11 protein-coding genes, 2 pseudogenes and 2 riboswitches are annotated in these 13526 nt (G+C 71.1%); of the genes and pseudogenes, 7 read left to right on the forward strand and 6 right to left on the reverse strand.

What is annotated here, in order from left to right:
• Positions 1-42 precede the first annotated feature (42 nt).
• Both O3W51_RS19225 and O3W51_RS19230 read right to left on the reverse strand, forming a co-directional pair.
• Positions 43-1797 (reverse strand): ABC transporter substrate-binding protein, encoded by a 1755-nt coding sequence (locus O3W51_RS19225; protein ID WP_138354919.1) that lies wholly within the window; start codon positions 1795-1797, stop codon positions 43-45.
• A 64-nt stretch (positions 1798-1861) separates the two neighbouring features.
• A complete protein-coding gene (locus O3W51_RS19230) occupies positions 1862-2860 on the reverse strand; it encodes an ABC transporter permease (protein WP_138354918.1) in 999 nt (332 codons plus the stop codon).
• 79 nt (positions 2861-2939) lie between these two features.
• On the opposite strand from O3W51_RS19230, the gene O3W51_RS19235 reads away from it, so the two are divergent.
• Both O3W51_RS19235 and O3W51_RS19240 read left to right on the forward strand, forming a co-directional pair.
• Positions 2940-3155, forward strand: coding sequence for a hypothetical protein (locus O3W51_RS19235; RefSeq protein ID WP_138354917.1), 216 nt, complete (start codon positions 2940-2942; stop codon positions 3153-3155).
• Between the two features lie 9 nt (positions 3156-3164).
• Complete coding sequence (locus tag O3W51_RS19240) at positions 3165-4694, forward strand: DUF885 family protein (protein WP_269287038.1); 1530 nt, start codon at positions 3165-3167, stop codon at positions 4692-4694.
• Positions 4695-4712: 18 nt separating this feature from the next.
• Here the strand turns inward: O3W51_RS19240 and O3W51_RS19245 are convergent, their stop codons facing one another.
• The 3 genes and pseudogenes from O3W51_RS19245 to O3W51_RS19255 form a co-directional block, all read right to left on the reverse strand.
• A complete protein-coding gene (locus O3W51_RS19245; RefSeq protein ID WP_138354947.1) occupies positions 4713-5474 on the reverse strand; it encodes an enhanced serine sensitivity protein SseB C-terminal domain-containing protein in 762 nt (253 codons plus the stop codon).
• 158 nt (positions 5475-5632) lie between these two features.
• Positions 5633-6346: pseudogene (locus O3W51_RS19250) on the reverse strand (enhanced serine sensitivity protein SseB); the annotation flags it as partial.
• A gap of 151 nt (positions 6347-6497) precedes the next feature.
• The gene (locus O3W51_RS19255) at positions 6498-7160 is read right to left on the reverse strand and encodes an AAA family ATPase (protein WP_187145029.1); all 663 of its coding nucleotides are present in this window, start codon (positions 7158-7160) and stop codon (positions 6498-6500) included.
• Between the two features lie 170 nt (positions 7161-7330).
• A riboswitch (glycine riboswitch) is annotated at positions 7331-7426 on the forward strand.
• Positions 7427-7538, forward strand: a riboswitch (glycine riboswitch). It begins immediately after the preceding riboswitch.
• A gap of 75 nt (positions 7539-7613) precedes the next feature.
• Between O3W51_RS19255 and gcvT the strand changes: the two genes are divergently transcribed.
• From gcvT to O3W51_RS19280, 5 genes and pseudogenes are all read left to right on the forward strand, one after another.
• Complete coding sequence (gene gcvT, locus O3W51_RS19260) at positions 7614-8744, forward strand: glycine cleavage system aminomethyltransferase GcvT (RefSeq protein WP_269287039.1); 1131 nt, start codon at positions 7614-7616, stop codon at positions 8742-8744.
• A gap of 53 nt (positions 8745-8797) precedes the next feature.
• Positions 8798-9175, forward strand: coding sequence for a glycine cleavage system protein GcvH (gcvH, locus tag O3W51_RS19265; protein ID WP_138354913.1), 378 nt, complete (start codon positions 8798-8800; stop codon positions 9173-9175).
• 68 nt (positions 9176-9243) lie between these two features.
• Positions 9244-10512, forward strand: coding sequence for a serine hydroxymethyltransferase (glyA, locus tag O3W51_RS19270; RefSeq protein WP_138354912.1), 1269 nt, complete (start codon positions 9244-9246; stop codon positions 10510-10512).
• A 137-nt stretch (positions 10513-10649) separates the two neighbouring features.
• Positions 10650-12017 (forward strand): L-serine ammonia-lyase, encoded by a 1368-nt coding sequence (locus O3W51_RS19275; RefSeq protein WP_269287040.1) that lies wholly within the window; start codon positions 10650-10652, stop codon positions 12015-12017.
• Positions 12018-12064: 47 nt separating this feature from the next.
• Positions 12065-12241: pseudogene (locus O3W51_RS19280) on the forward strand (VapC toxin family PIN domain ribonuclease); the annotation flags it as partial.
• Between the two features lie 35 nt (positions 12242-12276).
• Here the strand turns inward: O3W51_RS19280 and O3W51_RS19285 are convergent.
• Positions 12277-13482, reverse strand: a complete 1206-nt coding sequence (locus O3W51_RS19285; protein ID WP_269287042.1) for a multidrug effflux MFS transporter — start codon at positions 13480-13482, stop codon at positions 12277-12279.
• Positions 13483-13526: the final 44 nt, after the last annotated feature.

A 13526-nucleotide genomic window follows, 5' to 3' on the forward strand; every position in this document is an offset into this window, starting at 1 on the left:
CACCCGGCCCGGCGGACACCGATGCCTTCACCTGCCTTCCGATTACTTGGAGGAGCTGATCAGCAGGTAGTCGTACATGCCCAGGAAGGCCTGCGTGACCGTGACATTGGTCGCGGACGGCGGCCGGTAGAGCAGGTTCTTGCGGTACAGCAGCGGCACCACGGACGCGTTCTCCATGGTCAGCTTGTCGATGTCGCCCCACGCCTTGGTGCGGGCGGCGCTGTCCGTGTTCGCGATGGCGTCCGACAGGGCCTTGTTGATCGTCGGGTCGTTCAGCTCCATCAGGTTGTTGCCGCCCGAGGGCTTGATGGCGCTGCCGTCGATGATCTGGTCGAGGAAGCCGTAGCCGGTCGGCCAGTCGGCGCCCCAGGCCATCATCATCATGCCGAGGCCGTGCGAGTGGACGTAGTCCGGGACACCCGCGAAGTTGGAGAAGTACTTACCGGCCGGGAAGCTCTTGATGTTGACCGTGATGCCGACAGCCTTCAGCGAGTTCTGGATCGCCGTCGCCGCCGCCATCTCGGAGGCCCGGTCGGAACGCGCCGACAGGTTGGTGGTGAAGCCGCCGGGCTGGCCGCAGGCGGTCAACGCGGCCTTGGCCTTCGTGGTGTCGCCCTTGTTGCCCGGGGTCGGGTACAGGTCGAACTTGCTGTAGCCGTTGACCGACGGCGGCAGCAGCGTGGTGGCGACGTCGCCCTTCACATTGCCGCCCGCGGCGGTCTGCACCGAGGTCTTGTCGATCGCCCACTGGACCGCCTTACGGCAGTCCGGGTTGTCGAACGGCTTCACGTTCACGTTCAGCGCCACGTAGGACGTGGCTCCCGCGTACGAGTTGTCCGTGTTCTTCTTGTTCGCCGCGCTCAGCACCGACGGCTGGCTCGCGGGCTGCACACCCGCGCCGGCCGCGTCGACCGTGATGGTGCCGGCCAGCAGGTCCTTGTCGATCGTGACGCCGTTCACCTTGAACTTCATCGTGATCTTGTCCGGGAGCGCGGGACGCAGCGGGTCGATCGCCTTCGACCACATCGGGTTGCGCACCAGGACGGCGCTCTTGCCGTCGTCGTAGGACTCGAACTTGTACGGGCCCGTCGACATGATGTGCTTCACGTACTGGGCGCCGGTGTCCTTGGCCTGCGGCACGGGTGCGGTCTGCGAGAACGTCGCCAGGTAGTCGAAGTCCGCGAAGGGCTTGCTCAGGTGGAAGACGATCGTCGAGTCGTCCGGGGTCTCGATGGACGCGAGCCCGCCGGGGCTCTTGTCCTTGTACGGACCCTTGTACGCGTCGCCGCCGACCAGGTACGCCTTGAAGTACGTCGGGCCGTTGGACAGCGCCTCGGGCGCGAAGTTGCTGCGCTCGATCGCGTACTTGACGTCCTTGGAGGTGACGAGGGTGCCGTCCTCGTACTTCACGTCCTTGCGGATCGTGTAGGTCCAGGTCTTGGCGTCGGCGCTGGCCTTGCCGAGACCGGTGGCGAGGTCCGGGACGATCTGCAGGCCCTCGGCGCCCGCGGCGGGCTTGAAGGTGACCAGCGTGCGGCCGTACAGCCGGGAGAAGTTCTGCACCCAGCCGTAGTAGGTGTTCCCCGGGTCGAGCGAGTCGGGCACGTCGGAGTGCTCGTACGAGACCGTCCCACCGGCCTTGTCACTCTTGTTGACGACCTGGGTGAGGGCGGCGTCGGTACCCGCGCTCGTCCCCGTTCCCTTGTCGGTGGTCTTGTCGCTGCTGCTGCAAGCGGACGCTCCCAAGGCCAGAGCCGTGGCAAGCGCCAGCACCGCTGTCGCTTTTCTGCTGTTCATGCCGAGGAAAGCCCCCTCGTTCGGTGGAGATACACAGCCGCGCGCGGAAGGTCGCGCCGCGGGGTCACTTGCTGCGGGGATCGAGGGCGTCGCGCAGCCCGTCGCCCAGCAGGTTGAATGCCAGGACCGTGACGAAGATCGCCAGGCCGGGCACGATCATGTATTGCGGATCGGCCTCGTAGAGATCGATCGCGCTGGTGAGCATGCCGCCCCAGGACGATTGCGGCGGGGCGATTCCGACCCCGAGGAAGCTCAGTGCGGCCTCGAAAATGATGTTGGTCGGAATCAGCAGCGTCGAATACACGAGGATCGGCGCCACAAGGTTGGGGAGCAGCTCACGGAAAAGAATGAACGGACCGCGGGCACCCAGGCTGCGGGCGGCTTCCACGAACTCACGTTCACGCAGGCTGAGGGTCTGCCCGCGCACAATTCGACCCATGTAGGGCCAGTTGAAGAATCCGATGACGAAGATCAGTACGCAGATGCGGAGCGGAAGTCCGTCCAGTCCGAACGCGCCGTCCTGCAGCGAAGCCGAAATGGAGATCGCGAAGAGCAGCAGCGGAAAGGCCAGGAAGGTGTCCATCATGCGGCTGATCACGCTGTCGACCCAGCCGCCGTAGTAGCCGGCGATGACGCCGAGCACCGTACCGATGACGTTGGACAGGATCGTCGCGCCGGTCGCCACGAGCAGCGACACCCATGATCCCTCGATCACCCGGGCCAGCAGATCGCGGCCGAACTGTGGATCGACCCCGAGCGGATGTTCCCAACTCATGCCGCCCCAGGCGCCCTTGGGCGCGAGAAGCACCGGGTCCACGAGGTCCTGATGGAACGCGTTGGGGTCCAGGCCGAAGATCGACTCGATCGGCTTCGCCAGCACGGCCAGCAGCACCAGGAGGATCACGACGATGCCGCCGGCCACGGCCACCTTGTCGCGCCGGAAGCGCAGCCAGGCGATCTGGCCGAGGGAACGTCCCTCGATCTGACTCTTCTTGACCCCACTGAGAATGGCTTCGGGCTGCGCCCCGGCCTGTGCGGCAGTGGTCTCGATCGGTGCGGTCATGGTGAAACTGACCCCTCTCGCCGGCGGATAACCGGCGCGCGCCCGCCGCTGTAGCGGCTTTACTCTTCACTCATCAGTCGTGCTGCTGGTGCTGTGCCATGCTCAATTGCAGGGAAAACAGGCGGTGCAGGCGGTGCTGTTGGTGCAGGCGGAGCAGGTGTTCGCCGGGGCCGCGAGCCCCTTGCGGCGAGAGTCTTCATCCAGTCCGCGATCACCCGCCAGACCTCACAACGAATGGATGCGCAACTGTGATCTGGTGAATCATCGTCCGTTATGGGGCTCGCGCCGGATGTAACGTCGGCACATGAATGATCGGCTGCATGCGGTGTGCGACCTGATGATCCCCACTGTCCGGGAAATGGCCGGTCTGCACGAGTACGACGGGCGGGTGCAGGATTTGTCACCCGCCGGCGTCCGGCGCGGACTGTCCGCCCTCGCGCACGCGCGGCGCGGGCGCCCGGCCCCGCACGGCGCGCGCGAGCGCCATGACGACGCGCACCTGTCCGTCTTCGAGAACGCGCTGAAGGTGCAGTACGGCGAGCTGGAGCTGCACCGCCGCGACCCGTACCCCCATCTGTCCAACCTGGAACTGGCCTCCTACGACCGCGAGTACGCCCCCCGGCAGGAGCGCGCCGCCGCCCGGCTCAAGCACCTGGCGCAGTGGCCGGAGGCGGTGGACGCCGCGATCAGCTCGCTCGACCGGGTGAGCGCCCCGGTCGCGGGCGCGCTCCTCGGCGCCGTACGCGGGCTGGCCGCGGGACTCCACCCGGACCAGGGCCCCGAGGCCGCCGCGGCGCTCCCCGCGCACGAGCGGCTGGTGGCGCATGTGGCCCGGGCGGCGAAGACGGGCGATCCCGACCCTCGGCTCGGCGGCGCCGCACTGGCCGCCCTGATGGGCAGTCAGGAGGGCCTGCCCGTCGACCTGACGGCGCTGGCGGACGAGGCGGCCCGCGAACGGGACCGGCTGACGGAGCTGCTGACCGAGTCCTGTCGCGCGCTCGACCCGGACCGCGACGTCGACGAACTGATCGCGGAGCTCCTCGCCGACCACCCGGCGGCCGACGGCGTCATCCCGGAGGCCGCCCGGCTGACCGAGGAGGTCATCGAGTTCACCCGGGCCAAGCGGCTGGTGCCGCATCTCGACGGCGACTGCCTGGTCGGCCCCGCACCGCCCTCCCGCCGCTGGGCGATGGCGATGATGTCCTGGGCCGCGCCCTGCGAACCCGACGCCGCCTCCTGGTACCACGTCACCCCGCCGGAGCCGGACTGGCCGGATTCCGAGCGTGAGGAGTGGCTGACCGTCTTCAGCCGCACCAGCCTCCCCTCGATCACCGTGCACGAGGTCGCCCCCGGCCACTTCGCGCACGGGCGCTCACTGCGCCGCGCGCCCACGCCCGTCCGGCGGGTCCTGCACTCGCTGTCCTTCTGCGAGGGCTGGGCGCACTACGTCGAGGAGGTCTGCCTCGAAGAGGGCTTCCGGGCCCGCGACCCGCGGTTCGCCATCGGGGTGGCCCTGGAGGCGCTGGTACGCGTCACCCGGCTGTCCTGCGCCATCGGTCTGCACACCGGCGCGATGACGGTCGACGAGGCCACCGAGCTCTTCATGCGCGATGCCCACCTGGCCCGCGCCGGCGCCGCCTCCGAGGCCCGCCGCGGCACCTTCGACGCCGCCTACGGGCGCTACACCTGGGGCAAGCTGGAGATCATGCGACTACGCGAGCGGGCCCGCCGCGACTGGGGGTCCGGTTTCTCGCTGGAACGCTTCCACGGCGCGCTGCTGGACCTCGGCAGCCCGCCGCTCGGCCTCATCGGCGCGGCGCTCAGCGGCGCGTAGCGAACCCTCGACCGGCCCCTAGCGGGGCGCCTGGCCCTGCGGCCAGCCCTGCTGCGGCCAGCCCCAGGCGGCCGCGGGGGCCGGGCCCGAGGCGGCGTGCGCCTCACGGTCGAAGAAGGGCTGGCCGTTCATCCGCATCCACATGGCGACGGGGTCGTACTCGTCCGCCATGGCGACCGTGGAGACGGCCAGCCCGTCCGGCACTCCGCTGATCGACTGCTGCATCATCAGGCGTACCGCTTCCACCGCCTGTGGCGAGGAGTCGTACATGTCCAGGCCGATGGCGAGATACGGCTCGCCCAGCGCGGGCTGCACCCAGGCGCGGCGCAGCGACCGTACGGCCGGCGTCCGGTGGGCGTGCTGCGAGAGCAGGGCGTAGAACTGCGGGATCTGCAGGGCGGGCTCGCCGATCTGCAGCGGTCCGGCGGGCAGCCGTTCGAGGCCGGTGGCGATCCGGCGCAGGTCGAGCCAGGGGATGCCGACGCCGCCGCCGGGGGCGTGCGGATTCAGCCACAGTCCCCAGCGCTCGGGGAACAGGGCGGTCGCGATGTCGCGGCCCTGGACGATCTCATGGGCCCGGTTCCAGCCGCTGGTGGCGAGCTCCTGGGGGGAGGTGACGGCCGGCGCGTAGCCGTAGCCGTCGATCTCCATGTTCCCGTACTGGGCGTCCGGTGATCCGGGTGAGCCGTGCCACAGCAGCATCCAGACCTGGCCGCCGGCCAGCGACACGAGCAGATCCTCGTAGGCGTCGAATCGTCCGGGCGCCACCTGTCGAAGCATCTGCTCGACGTGGCCGGCTGCCGCCGCACCGCCTTGCGCGCCCGCGATCACGTGGGTCCGCCCCTTCTCTCCGTCACCGGTGTCACCGGGTCCGGCGCACGCCTGTGCACCGCCCGCCATCAAACCAGGTTGTGCGCCCCCGCAGACAGCGCACGGGCTCAGTCCCGTCCGAAGAAGGGCCGGACCCGCTCCAGCATCCAGTCGCCGACGGGGTCCTGGGCGATGTCCAGCAATACCAGCTGCACCGGCAGCGGCAGCGGTACGGCGCCGAGTGCGCGGCCCAGCGCGTCCATCGCGGCGGCCCGGTCCTCGTCCTGCCAGCGGTCCAGCTCGACGCCGACGAACAGCTGCGGGGGCGCGCCCTCGACGCTGGCCACCGCGCGCCGCGCGGAGAGCACCACCGGGGTGACCGCGAACTCGCCCGCGGCGGCGGCGAGGAAGTCGACCGGCTCGTCGTCCGGCTCGGGCTCCCACAGCCGGACCCGGCCGCCGGTCGCCGACCGCGGGTCGCGGTCGGACCGGCAGAGGTCCTGGACGGCGGGGGGCGGCAGCGGGATCCCGGCCGTCCCGCCCGGATTGACGGCGATGCCGACCTCCGGGGGCAGCCCGCGGGCGAACTCGCGGGCCGGTGCGACGGTGCAGGCCATCCCCTGGGCGGCCCGCAGGAACTGGTGCTCGGAACTGAACACCGGTATGTACAGGGTGCCGTCGATCTCGAAGGACGGCAGGTCCAGGTCCCGGCTGCCGGGCCCGCCGCCGTTGGGCAGCGGAACCCACAGCTGGGAGCGGCCGAGCACTTCGAGGAGCCGGGCGTTCACACCCGGAGTGCCGACGCTCGCTGCGAGGACGGCTTCGAGTTCGTTGGCCGGCCATGCGTCGGCCGGGCCGGGGGCGCCTCCAGCGGTGGCCGGGGGCGGCGGAAGCTGCGTGTTCCCTGCGCTGTGCCTCGCGGGATAGGGCCTGAGTGTCTGCTGCGTGCGGCCGGCGACCGCCGTTCCCGACGTCTGCCGCCCTGCCGGAACCCTAGCGGTAACCCGGTTGGCAACTGCCCTGATCCGCGGTAACGGCCACCGGTGACGCCTCGGATCCGGCCCGGCCGCCGCCGAAGACTATCCGCCGCACCGCACCCGCCGCGGGCCGGTCCAGAAGCAGCGCGGAGACACAGCCGTCGGGCCGTCCGCCGGGCCCGGCCAGCGCCACCAGCCGCCGGGCGGCCCTGCGGTGCCGGGCCATGGCGTACCCGGACACCATCCGCCCGCGCGCGAGCTGGCCGGCGCGGGCGGCGTCCTCCGGGACGTCCAGCACCAGCAGGTGCAGCCCCCGGCCGCGGCGCCGGGCGTCCCGGGCCAGCCAGCGCCGTACCCAGGCCAGCGAGCCGCAGTCGTGGACGACGAGGCTGGCGCCGGTGCGCAGCGCCCGGCGCAGCCTCGCGTAGTGGTCGAGCCGTACCAGCGGGCGGTACGCCGCGTACGGGAGCAGGGCCGGCATCAGCGCCTCCCAGTGCAGCCGTACGTCCTGCGAGTCGATCCGGCGGACCGCTCCTCCGGGATCCCCTGCGCCGTCCCGTTCGTCGACCGCGCGCCGCATGAGCGTGCTCTTGCCGCTGCCCGGCAGTCCCGACACGACCAGCACGTCCCCCGCCGGGTAGCGCAGCGTCGTCCCGGCCCACCGCTCGTCCCCCTGCACAGCCCCCGCCTCCCCGAGGCCGGCCTGCCGGCCTCGGCCTCGACCGGGCCCCGGTGGAACCCGGCCACTGTCAGTAAAGAGAGGGTAATGGCAAGCAAAGGGTTTCCCCAGAGGCCCGGTGGCTTCCGCCGCATGCAATGATGAGCGCCACAACTTGCATACTGGCCGTTCGAGGCCGCGCGGGAGAGTCCCTGCCATCATGAGCAGGGCGCCGAAGGAGCAAGTCCTCCCTTGAATCTCTCAGGCACAGTCACCGCGCGGGCGAGGCACATCTGAAAAGCGGTCGGGCCCGTTCACGGTCCGACCCACCCAAGGTGCAAGCCGGGGCCCCACCAGGCCGCGGTGAACCTCTCAGGTTCCGATGACAGATGGGGAGGCCCCTTCCTTCGGGGTTTCGTCATTCTTTGTCATTGCCATGAGAGTCTCGCCACGCCTGCACCGGGAGCCCGACTGATGAGCCAGCCGCCCACCGACGCCCCGCGCCGTACCGCGCTCGACGCCCTGCATCGTGCGCTCGGCGCGACGATGACCGACTTCGCCGGCTGGGACATGCCGCTGCGCTACGCCAGCGAGCGCGACGAGCACACCGCCGTCCGCACGCGCGCCGGGCTGTTCGACCTCTCGCACATGGGCGAGATCACCGTCACCGGTCCCCAGGCGGGCGAAGCGCTGGACTACGCGCTCGTCGGCCACATCTCGGCCCTCGCGGTCGGCCGGGCCCGCTACACGATGATCTGCGCCGAGGACGGCGGGATCGTGGACGACCTGATCGTCTACCGCCTCGGCGAGGACGAGTACATGGTCGTCGCGAACGCCGGCAACGCCCAGGTCGTCCTGGACGCCGTCACCGAGCGCGCCGCGGCGTTCGACGCCACGGTCCGCGACGACCGCGACGCGTACGCGCTGATCGCCGTCCAGGGCCCCGAGTCCCCCGGCATCATGAAGGGCCTGACCGACGCCGACCTGGACGGGCTCAAGTACTACGCGGGCCTGCCCGGCACCGTCGCGGGCGTCCCCGCGCTGATCGCCCGTACCGGCTACACCGGCGAGGACGGCTTCGAGCTCTTCGTGGCGCCCGAGCACGCCGAGGCGCTGTGGAAGGCGATCACCGAGGCGGGTGCCGGCGTCGGCCTCATCCCGTGCGGCCTGTCCTGCCGCGACACGCTGCGCCTGGAGGCCGGCATGCCGCTCTACGGGCATGAGCTGACCACCGCCACCACGCCGTTCGACGCCGGGCTCGGCCGTGTCGTGAAGTTCGACAAGCCGGGCGACTTCGTCGGGCGCACCGCGCTCACCGCCGCCGCCGAGCGGGCCGCCGCGCAGCCGCCGCGCAAGCTGGTCGGCCTGGTCGCCGAGGGCCGCCGGGTCCCGCGCGCCGGGTTCGCGGTCACCGCCGCCGGCGGCGCCGTGATCGGCGAGGTCACCTCCGGTGCGCCCTCCCCGACCCTCGGACAGCCGATCGCCATCGCCTACGTCGACGCGGCCCACGCCACGCCCGGCACCGAGGGCGTGGCCGTCGACATCCGTGGCGCTCAAGAGCCGCACAAGGTGGTTGCGCTGCCCTTCTACAAGCGCCAGCGCTGACCGACCCGCCCACCCCTGCGCGAGCACCCCTTCACATCCGGGAGAATTCCGTTATGAGCAACCCCCAGCAGCTGCGCTACAGCAAGGAGCACGAGTGGCTCTCCGCCTCTGAGGCCGGAGTGTCCGCCGTGGGCATCACCTCACACGCCGCCGACGCGCTCGGCGACGTCGTCTTCGTCCAGCTCCCGGAGGTCGGAGCCGTCGTCACCGCCGGCGAGACCTGCGGCGAACTGGAGTCGACCAAGTCGGTCAGCGACCTGTACTCCCCGGTAACCGGCGAGGTCACGGACGTCAACCAGGACGTCGTCGACGATCCCTCCCTCGTCAACTCGGCCCCCTTCGAGGGCGGCTGGCTGTTCAAGGTGAAGACGACGGAGGAGCCCTCGGACCTGCTCTCCGCCGAGGAGTACTCCGCCTTCACCGGCGGCTGATCCCTCCCGGACCTCGATCCGGGCCCCCGGGTCCGGAGCTCGAAACCGACCTCGACCAGGAAGATCCCATGTCGCTCCTGAACAGCTCCCTTCATGAGTTCGACCCGGACGTCGCCGCCGCCGTCGACGCCGAGCTGCACCGTCAGCAGTCCACCCTCGAAATGATCGCGTCGGAGAACTTCGCGCCGGTCGCCGTCCTGGAGGCCCAGGGCTCGGTCCTCACCAACAAGTACGCCGAGGGCTACCCCGGCCGCCGCTACTACGGCGGCTGCGAGCACGTCGACGTCATCGAGACGCTCGCCATCGAGCGGGTCAAGGCGCTGTTCGGCGCCGAGGCCGCGAACGTGCAGCCGCACTCCGGCGCCCAGGCCAACGCCGCCGCGATGTTCGCCCTGATCAAGCCGGGCGACACCATCCTCGGCCTGGATCTGGCGCACGGTGGGCACCTCACCCACGGCATGAAGATCAACTTCTCCGGCAAGCTCTACAAGGTCGCGGCCTACCACGTCGACGAGAAGACCAGCCTCGTGGACATGGAGGAGGTCGAGCGCCTCGCCAGGGAGCACCGTCCGCAGCTGATCATCGCGGGCTGGTCGGCCTACCCCCGCCAGCTCGACTTCGCCGAGTTCCGCCGGATCGCGGACGAGGTCGGCGCCCTCCTGATGGTCGACATGGCCCACTTCGCGGGCCTCGTCGCGGCCGGGCTGCACCCCTCGCCCGTGCCGTACGCGGACGTGGTCACCACCACGACCCACAAGACCCTGGGCGGCCCGCGCGGTGGCGTGATCCTCTCCAAGGCCGAGTACGCCAAGAAGATCAACTCCGCGGTCTTCCCCGGCCAGCAGGGCGGCCCGCTGGAGCACGTGATCGCGGCCAAGGCGGTGGCCTTCAAGGCCGCGGCCACCGACGAGTTCAAGGACCGCCAGGTCCGTACCCTCGAAGGCGCCAAGATCCTCGCCGACCGGCTGGTCCAGCCGGACCTGACCGAGGTCGGCGTCTCGGTGCTGTCCGGCGGCACCGACGTGCACCTGGTCCTGGTCGACCTGCGCAGCAGCGAGCTCGACGGGCAGCAGGCCGAGGACCGGCTCCACCAGGTCGGCATCACGGTCAACCGCAACGCCATCCCGAACGACCCGCGTCCCCCGATGGTCACCTCGGGGCTGCGGATCGGCACCCCGGCGCTGGCCACCCGCGGCTTCGGCACCGAGGACTTCACCGAGGTCGCCGACATCATCGCCGAGGTCCTGAAGCCGGACTTCGACGAGGACCTGGCCAAGAGCCTGTCCGCCCGCGTCTCCGCACTGGCGGCGAAGCACCCGCTGTACCCCGGACTGTAATCGGACCGTCGTACGCGTCAGGTCGGGGCACCGCGCACACTGGAAGGTGAGCCGGTGCCCCGCACCATGCCTCCCGCACCACCTGTCCCGCGCACCACCCGGCAGACAACGGCGTCTGCGCAACCAAGGAGTTTCTCGTGGCCATCTCGGTCTTCGACCTGTTCTCGATCGGTATCGGCCCGTCCAGCTCGCACACCGTCGGACCCATGCGTGCCGCCGGGATCTTCGCCCACCGGCTCAAGAACGAGGGCCTGCTCGCCCACACCTCCGCCGTCCGCGCCGAGCTCTTCGGCTCGCTGGGCGCCACCGGCCACGGCCACGGCACCCCGAAGGCGGTCCTGCTGGGCCTGGAGGGCCACTCGCCCCGCACGGTCGACGTCGAGACCGCCGACGCCGAGGTGGAGCGGATCCGCACCAGCGGCCGCCTCAACCTGCTCGGCGCCCACGAGATCCCCTTCGACGCCTCGTCCCAGCTGATCCTGCACCGCCGCCGCTCGCTGCCGTACCACGCCAACGGCATGACGCTCTTCGCCTACGACGCGGACGCCGCGCCCCTCCTGGAGAAGACGTACTACTCGGTCGGCGGCGGCTTCGTCGTCGACGAGGACGCGGTCGGCCAGGACCGGATCAAGCTCGACGACACCGTGCTGCGCCACCCCTTCCGCACCGGCGACGAACTGCTGCGGCTCTCCCGCGACACCGGCCTGTCGATCGCCGCCCTGATGCTGGAGAACGAGAAGGCCTGGCGCAGCGAGGCCGAGATCCGTACCGGGCTGCTGGAGATCTGGGGCGTCATGCAGGCGTGCGTCTCGCGCGGCATGTCCCGCGAGGGCATACTCCCCGGCGGCCTCAAGGTCCGCCGCCGCGCCGCCAACTCGGCCCGCCAGCTGCGCGCCGAGGGCAACCCGGCCGCTCTCGCGATGGAGTGGGTCACCCTCTACGCGATGGCCGTGAACGAGGAGAACGCCGCGGGCGGCCGCGTCGTCACCGCGCCCACCAACGGCGCGGCCGGCATCATCCCGGCCGTTCTGCACTACTACATGAACTTCGTGCCCGGCGCGGACGAGGAGGGCGTCGTCCGCTTCCTGCTCGCCGCCGGCGCGATCGGCATGCTCTTCAAGGAGAACGCCTCCATCTCCGGCGCCGAGGTCGGCTGCCAGGGCGAGGTCGGCTCCGCCTGCTCGATGGCGGCCGGCGCCCTCGCCGAGGTGCTGGGCGGCTCCCCCGAGCAGGTCGAGAACGCGGCCGAGATCGGCATGGAGCACAACCTCGGCCTCACCTGCGACCCGGTCGGCGGCCTCGTCCAGATCCCGTGCATCGAGCGCAACGGCATGGCCGCGGTGAAGGCCATCACGGCCGCCAAAATGGCCATGCGCGGCGACGGCCGGCACCACGTGTCTCTCGACAAGGTCATCAAGACCATGAAGGAGACCGGCGCCGACATGAAGGTGAAGTACAAGGAGACCGCCCGCGGCGGCCTCGCGGTCAACGTCATCGAGTGCTGACCCGCTCACACTCCGTATCGGACGAAAAGTACATGCGTTAGCGCACGGCGCAAGCCGTCCAACGGCGCTACGCCGACCTGGACCTGGACCTCGCGGACGCGGTGAACGTGGCTCTGGCCGCCGAGTACCGCAGCGATGCCGTACTCACCCTGGACCGCCGTGATTTCCGCGCAGTGCGGCCCTTGACTCCGCACCACGCGTTCCGCTTGTTGCCGGACGATCTCTGGCAACGGTCGGCGAGGCTCACCGGGCCAGGGGTTCAGGCCGTCACCGGCGGCCGCGGGGTCAGCCGGAAGGCGGCGAGGGCGGACAGGCTCAGGCCGGCGATGACCAGGGCCATCGGGACCGAGGTGTCGGAACCGCCGAGGCCGGCCATCGGGGCGGCGAGGCCGCCGAGGGCGAACTGGGCCAGCCCCATGAGGGCGGAGGCGGTGCCCGCCATCCGCGGGGGGCGGCCGGACAGTGCGAGGGCCATCGAGTTCGGCAGGATGAGCCCGATCGGCGCGACCACCAGGAAGAGGCCGGGCAGCAGCGTCCAGAGCCCGGCCGCCAGGGAGCTCACCACGGTCAGACTGCCGACGGCGGCGATGGTCAGACCGATGCCGAGCAGCCGGCGGGAGCCGTGCCGGTCCAGCAGCCGGGCGCCGACGCGGCCGGCGATGACGATGCCCGCGCCGTTCGCCGCGAAGATGCCGGCGAACGCCAGCTGGGGCAGGTCGTAGACCTCCTGGATCACGAACGGCGATCCGGAGATGTACGTGAACATCGCGGCGAAGGCCAGCCCGCCGGTGAGCATGTAGCCGGCGAAGGCCCGGTCGGCGGCCAGCTTGCCGAACGTCACGAGCACGGCCTTGGGCCCGTCGCCGCGCCGGTCCTCGGGGGCCAGCGTCTCGGGCATGCCGCGGTACACGACGACGACCAGCACCGCGCCGAGCCCGGTGATGACGGCGAACAGCCCGCGCCAGGGCATGATCTGGAGCAGCGCCCCGCCGGCCAGGGGCGCCACGATCGGCGCGAGCGCGCTGACCTGGACGAGGCTGGCGAAGAAGCGGGCCGCCGCGGCCCCTTCGTTGCGGTCCCGGACCACGGCGCGGGCGATCACGATCGCGGTGCCGCCCGAGGCGCCCTGGAGCAGCCGGAACGCGATCAGGAACCAGACGTTCGGCGCGATGACGCACAGCAGCGACGCCACGGTGTAGCCGATGACGCCGCCGAGCAGCAGCCGGCGCCGTCCCAGCAGGTCGCTGGCGGGGCCTGCCACCGCCTGGCCGAGCGCGAGCCCGACGAGGCAGGCGGTGAGGGTGAGCTGGATCAGGGATGCGCCGCCGCCGAGGTCCCTGCCGAGCTCGGGCAGCGCGGGGAGGTACATGTCGATCGACAGCGGGCCGAGCGCGGACAGCCCGGCCAGGGTCGCCACGAGAGTGAACGGAGGTGCCTCGGCACGGACTTGTGCGGTCTTCGTCACGCTGTTCCCTTCCGGGGGGACGGGGGGGGCGGGCGGGTGGGGGC

It is taken from the genome of Streptomyces sp. H39-C1 (assembly GCF_027158125.1).
GTDB classification, from domain to species: domain Bacteria; phylum Actinomycetota; class Actinomycetes; order Streptomycetales; family Streptomycetaceae; genus Actinacidiphila; species Actinacidiphila fildesensis.

Coding starts and splice junctions, on each gene's coding strand:
- O3W51_RS19225 (WP_138354919.1), bottom strand. CDS start 1,797: ATGAACAGCAGAAAAGCGACAGCGGTGCTGGCGCTTGCCACGGCTCTG.
- O3W51_RS19230 (WP_138354918.1), bottom strand. CDS start 2,860: ATGACCGCACCGATCGAGACCACTGCCGCACAGGCCGGGGCGCAGCCC.
- O3W51_RS19240 (WP_269287038.1), top strand. CDS start 3,165: ATGAATGATCGGCTGCATGCGGTGTGCGACCTGATGATCCCCACTGTC.
- O3W51_RS19245 (WP_138354947.1), bottom strand. CDS start 5,474: ATGCTTCGACAGGTGGCGCCCGGACGATTCGACGCCTACGAGGATCTG.
- gcvT (WP_269287039.1), top strand. CDS start 7,614: ATGAGCCAGCCGCCCACCGACGCCCCGCGCCGTACCGCGCTCGACGCC.
- gcvH (WP_138354913.1), top strand. CDS start 8,798: ATGAGCAACCCCCAGCAGCTGCGCTACAGCAAGGAGCACGAGTGGCTC.
- glyA (WP_138354912.1), top strand. CDS start 9,244: ATGTCGCTCCTGAACAGCTCCCTTCATGAGTTCGACCCGGACGTCGCC.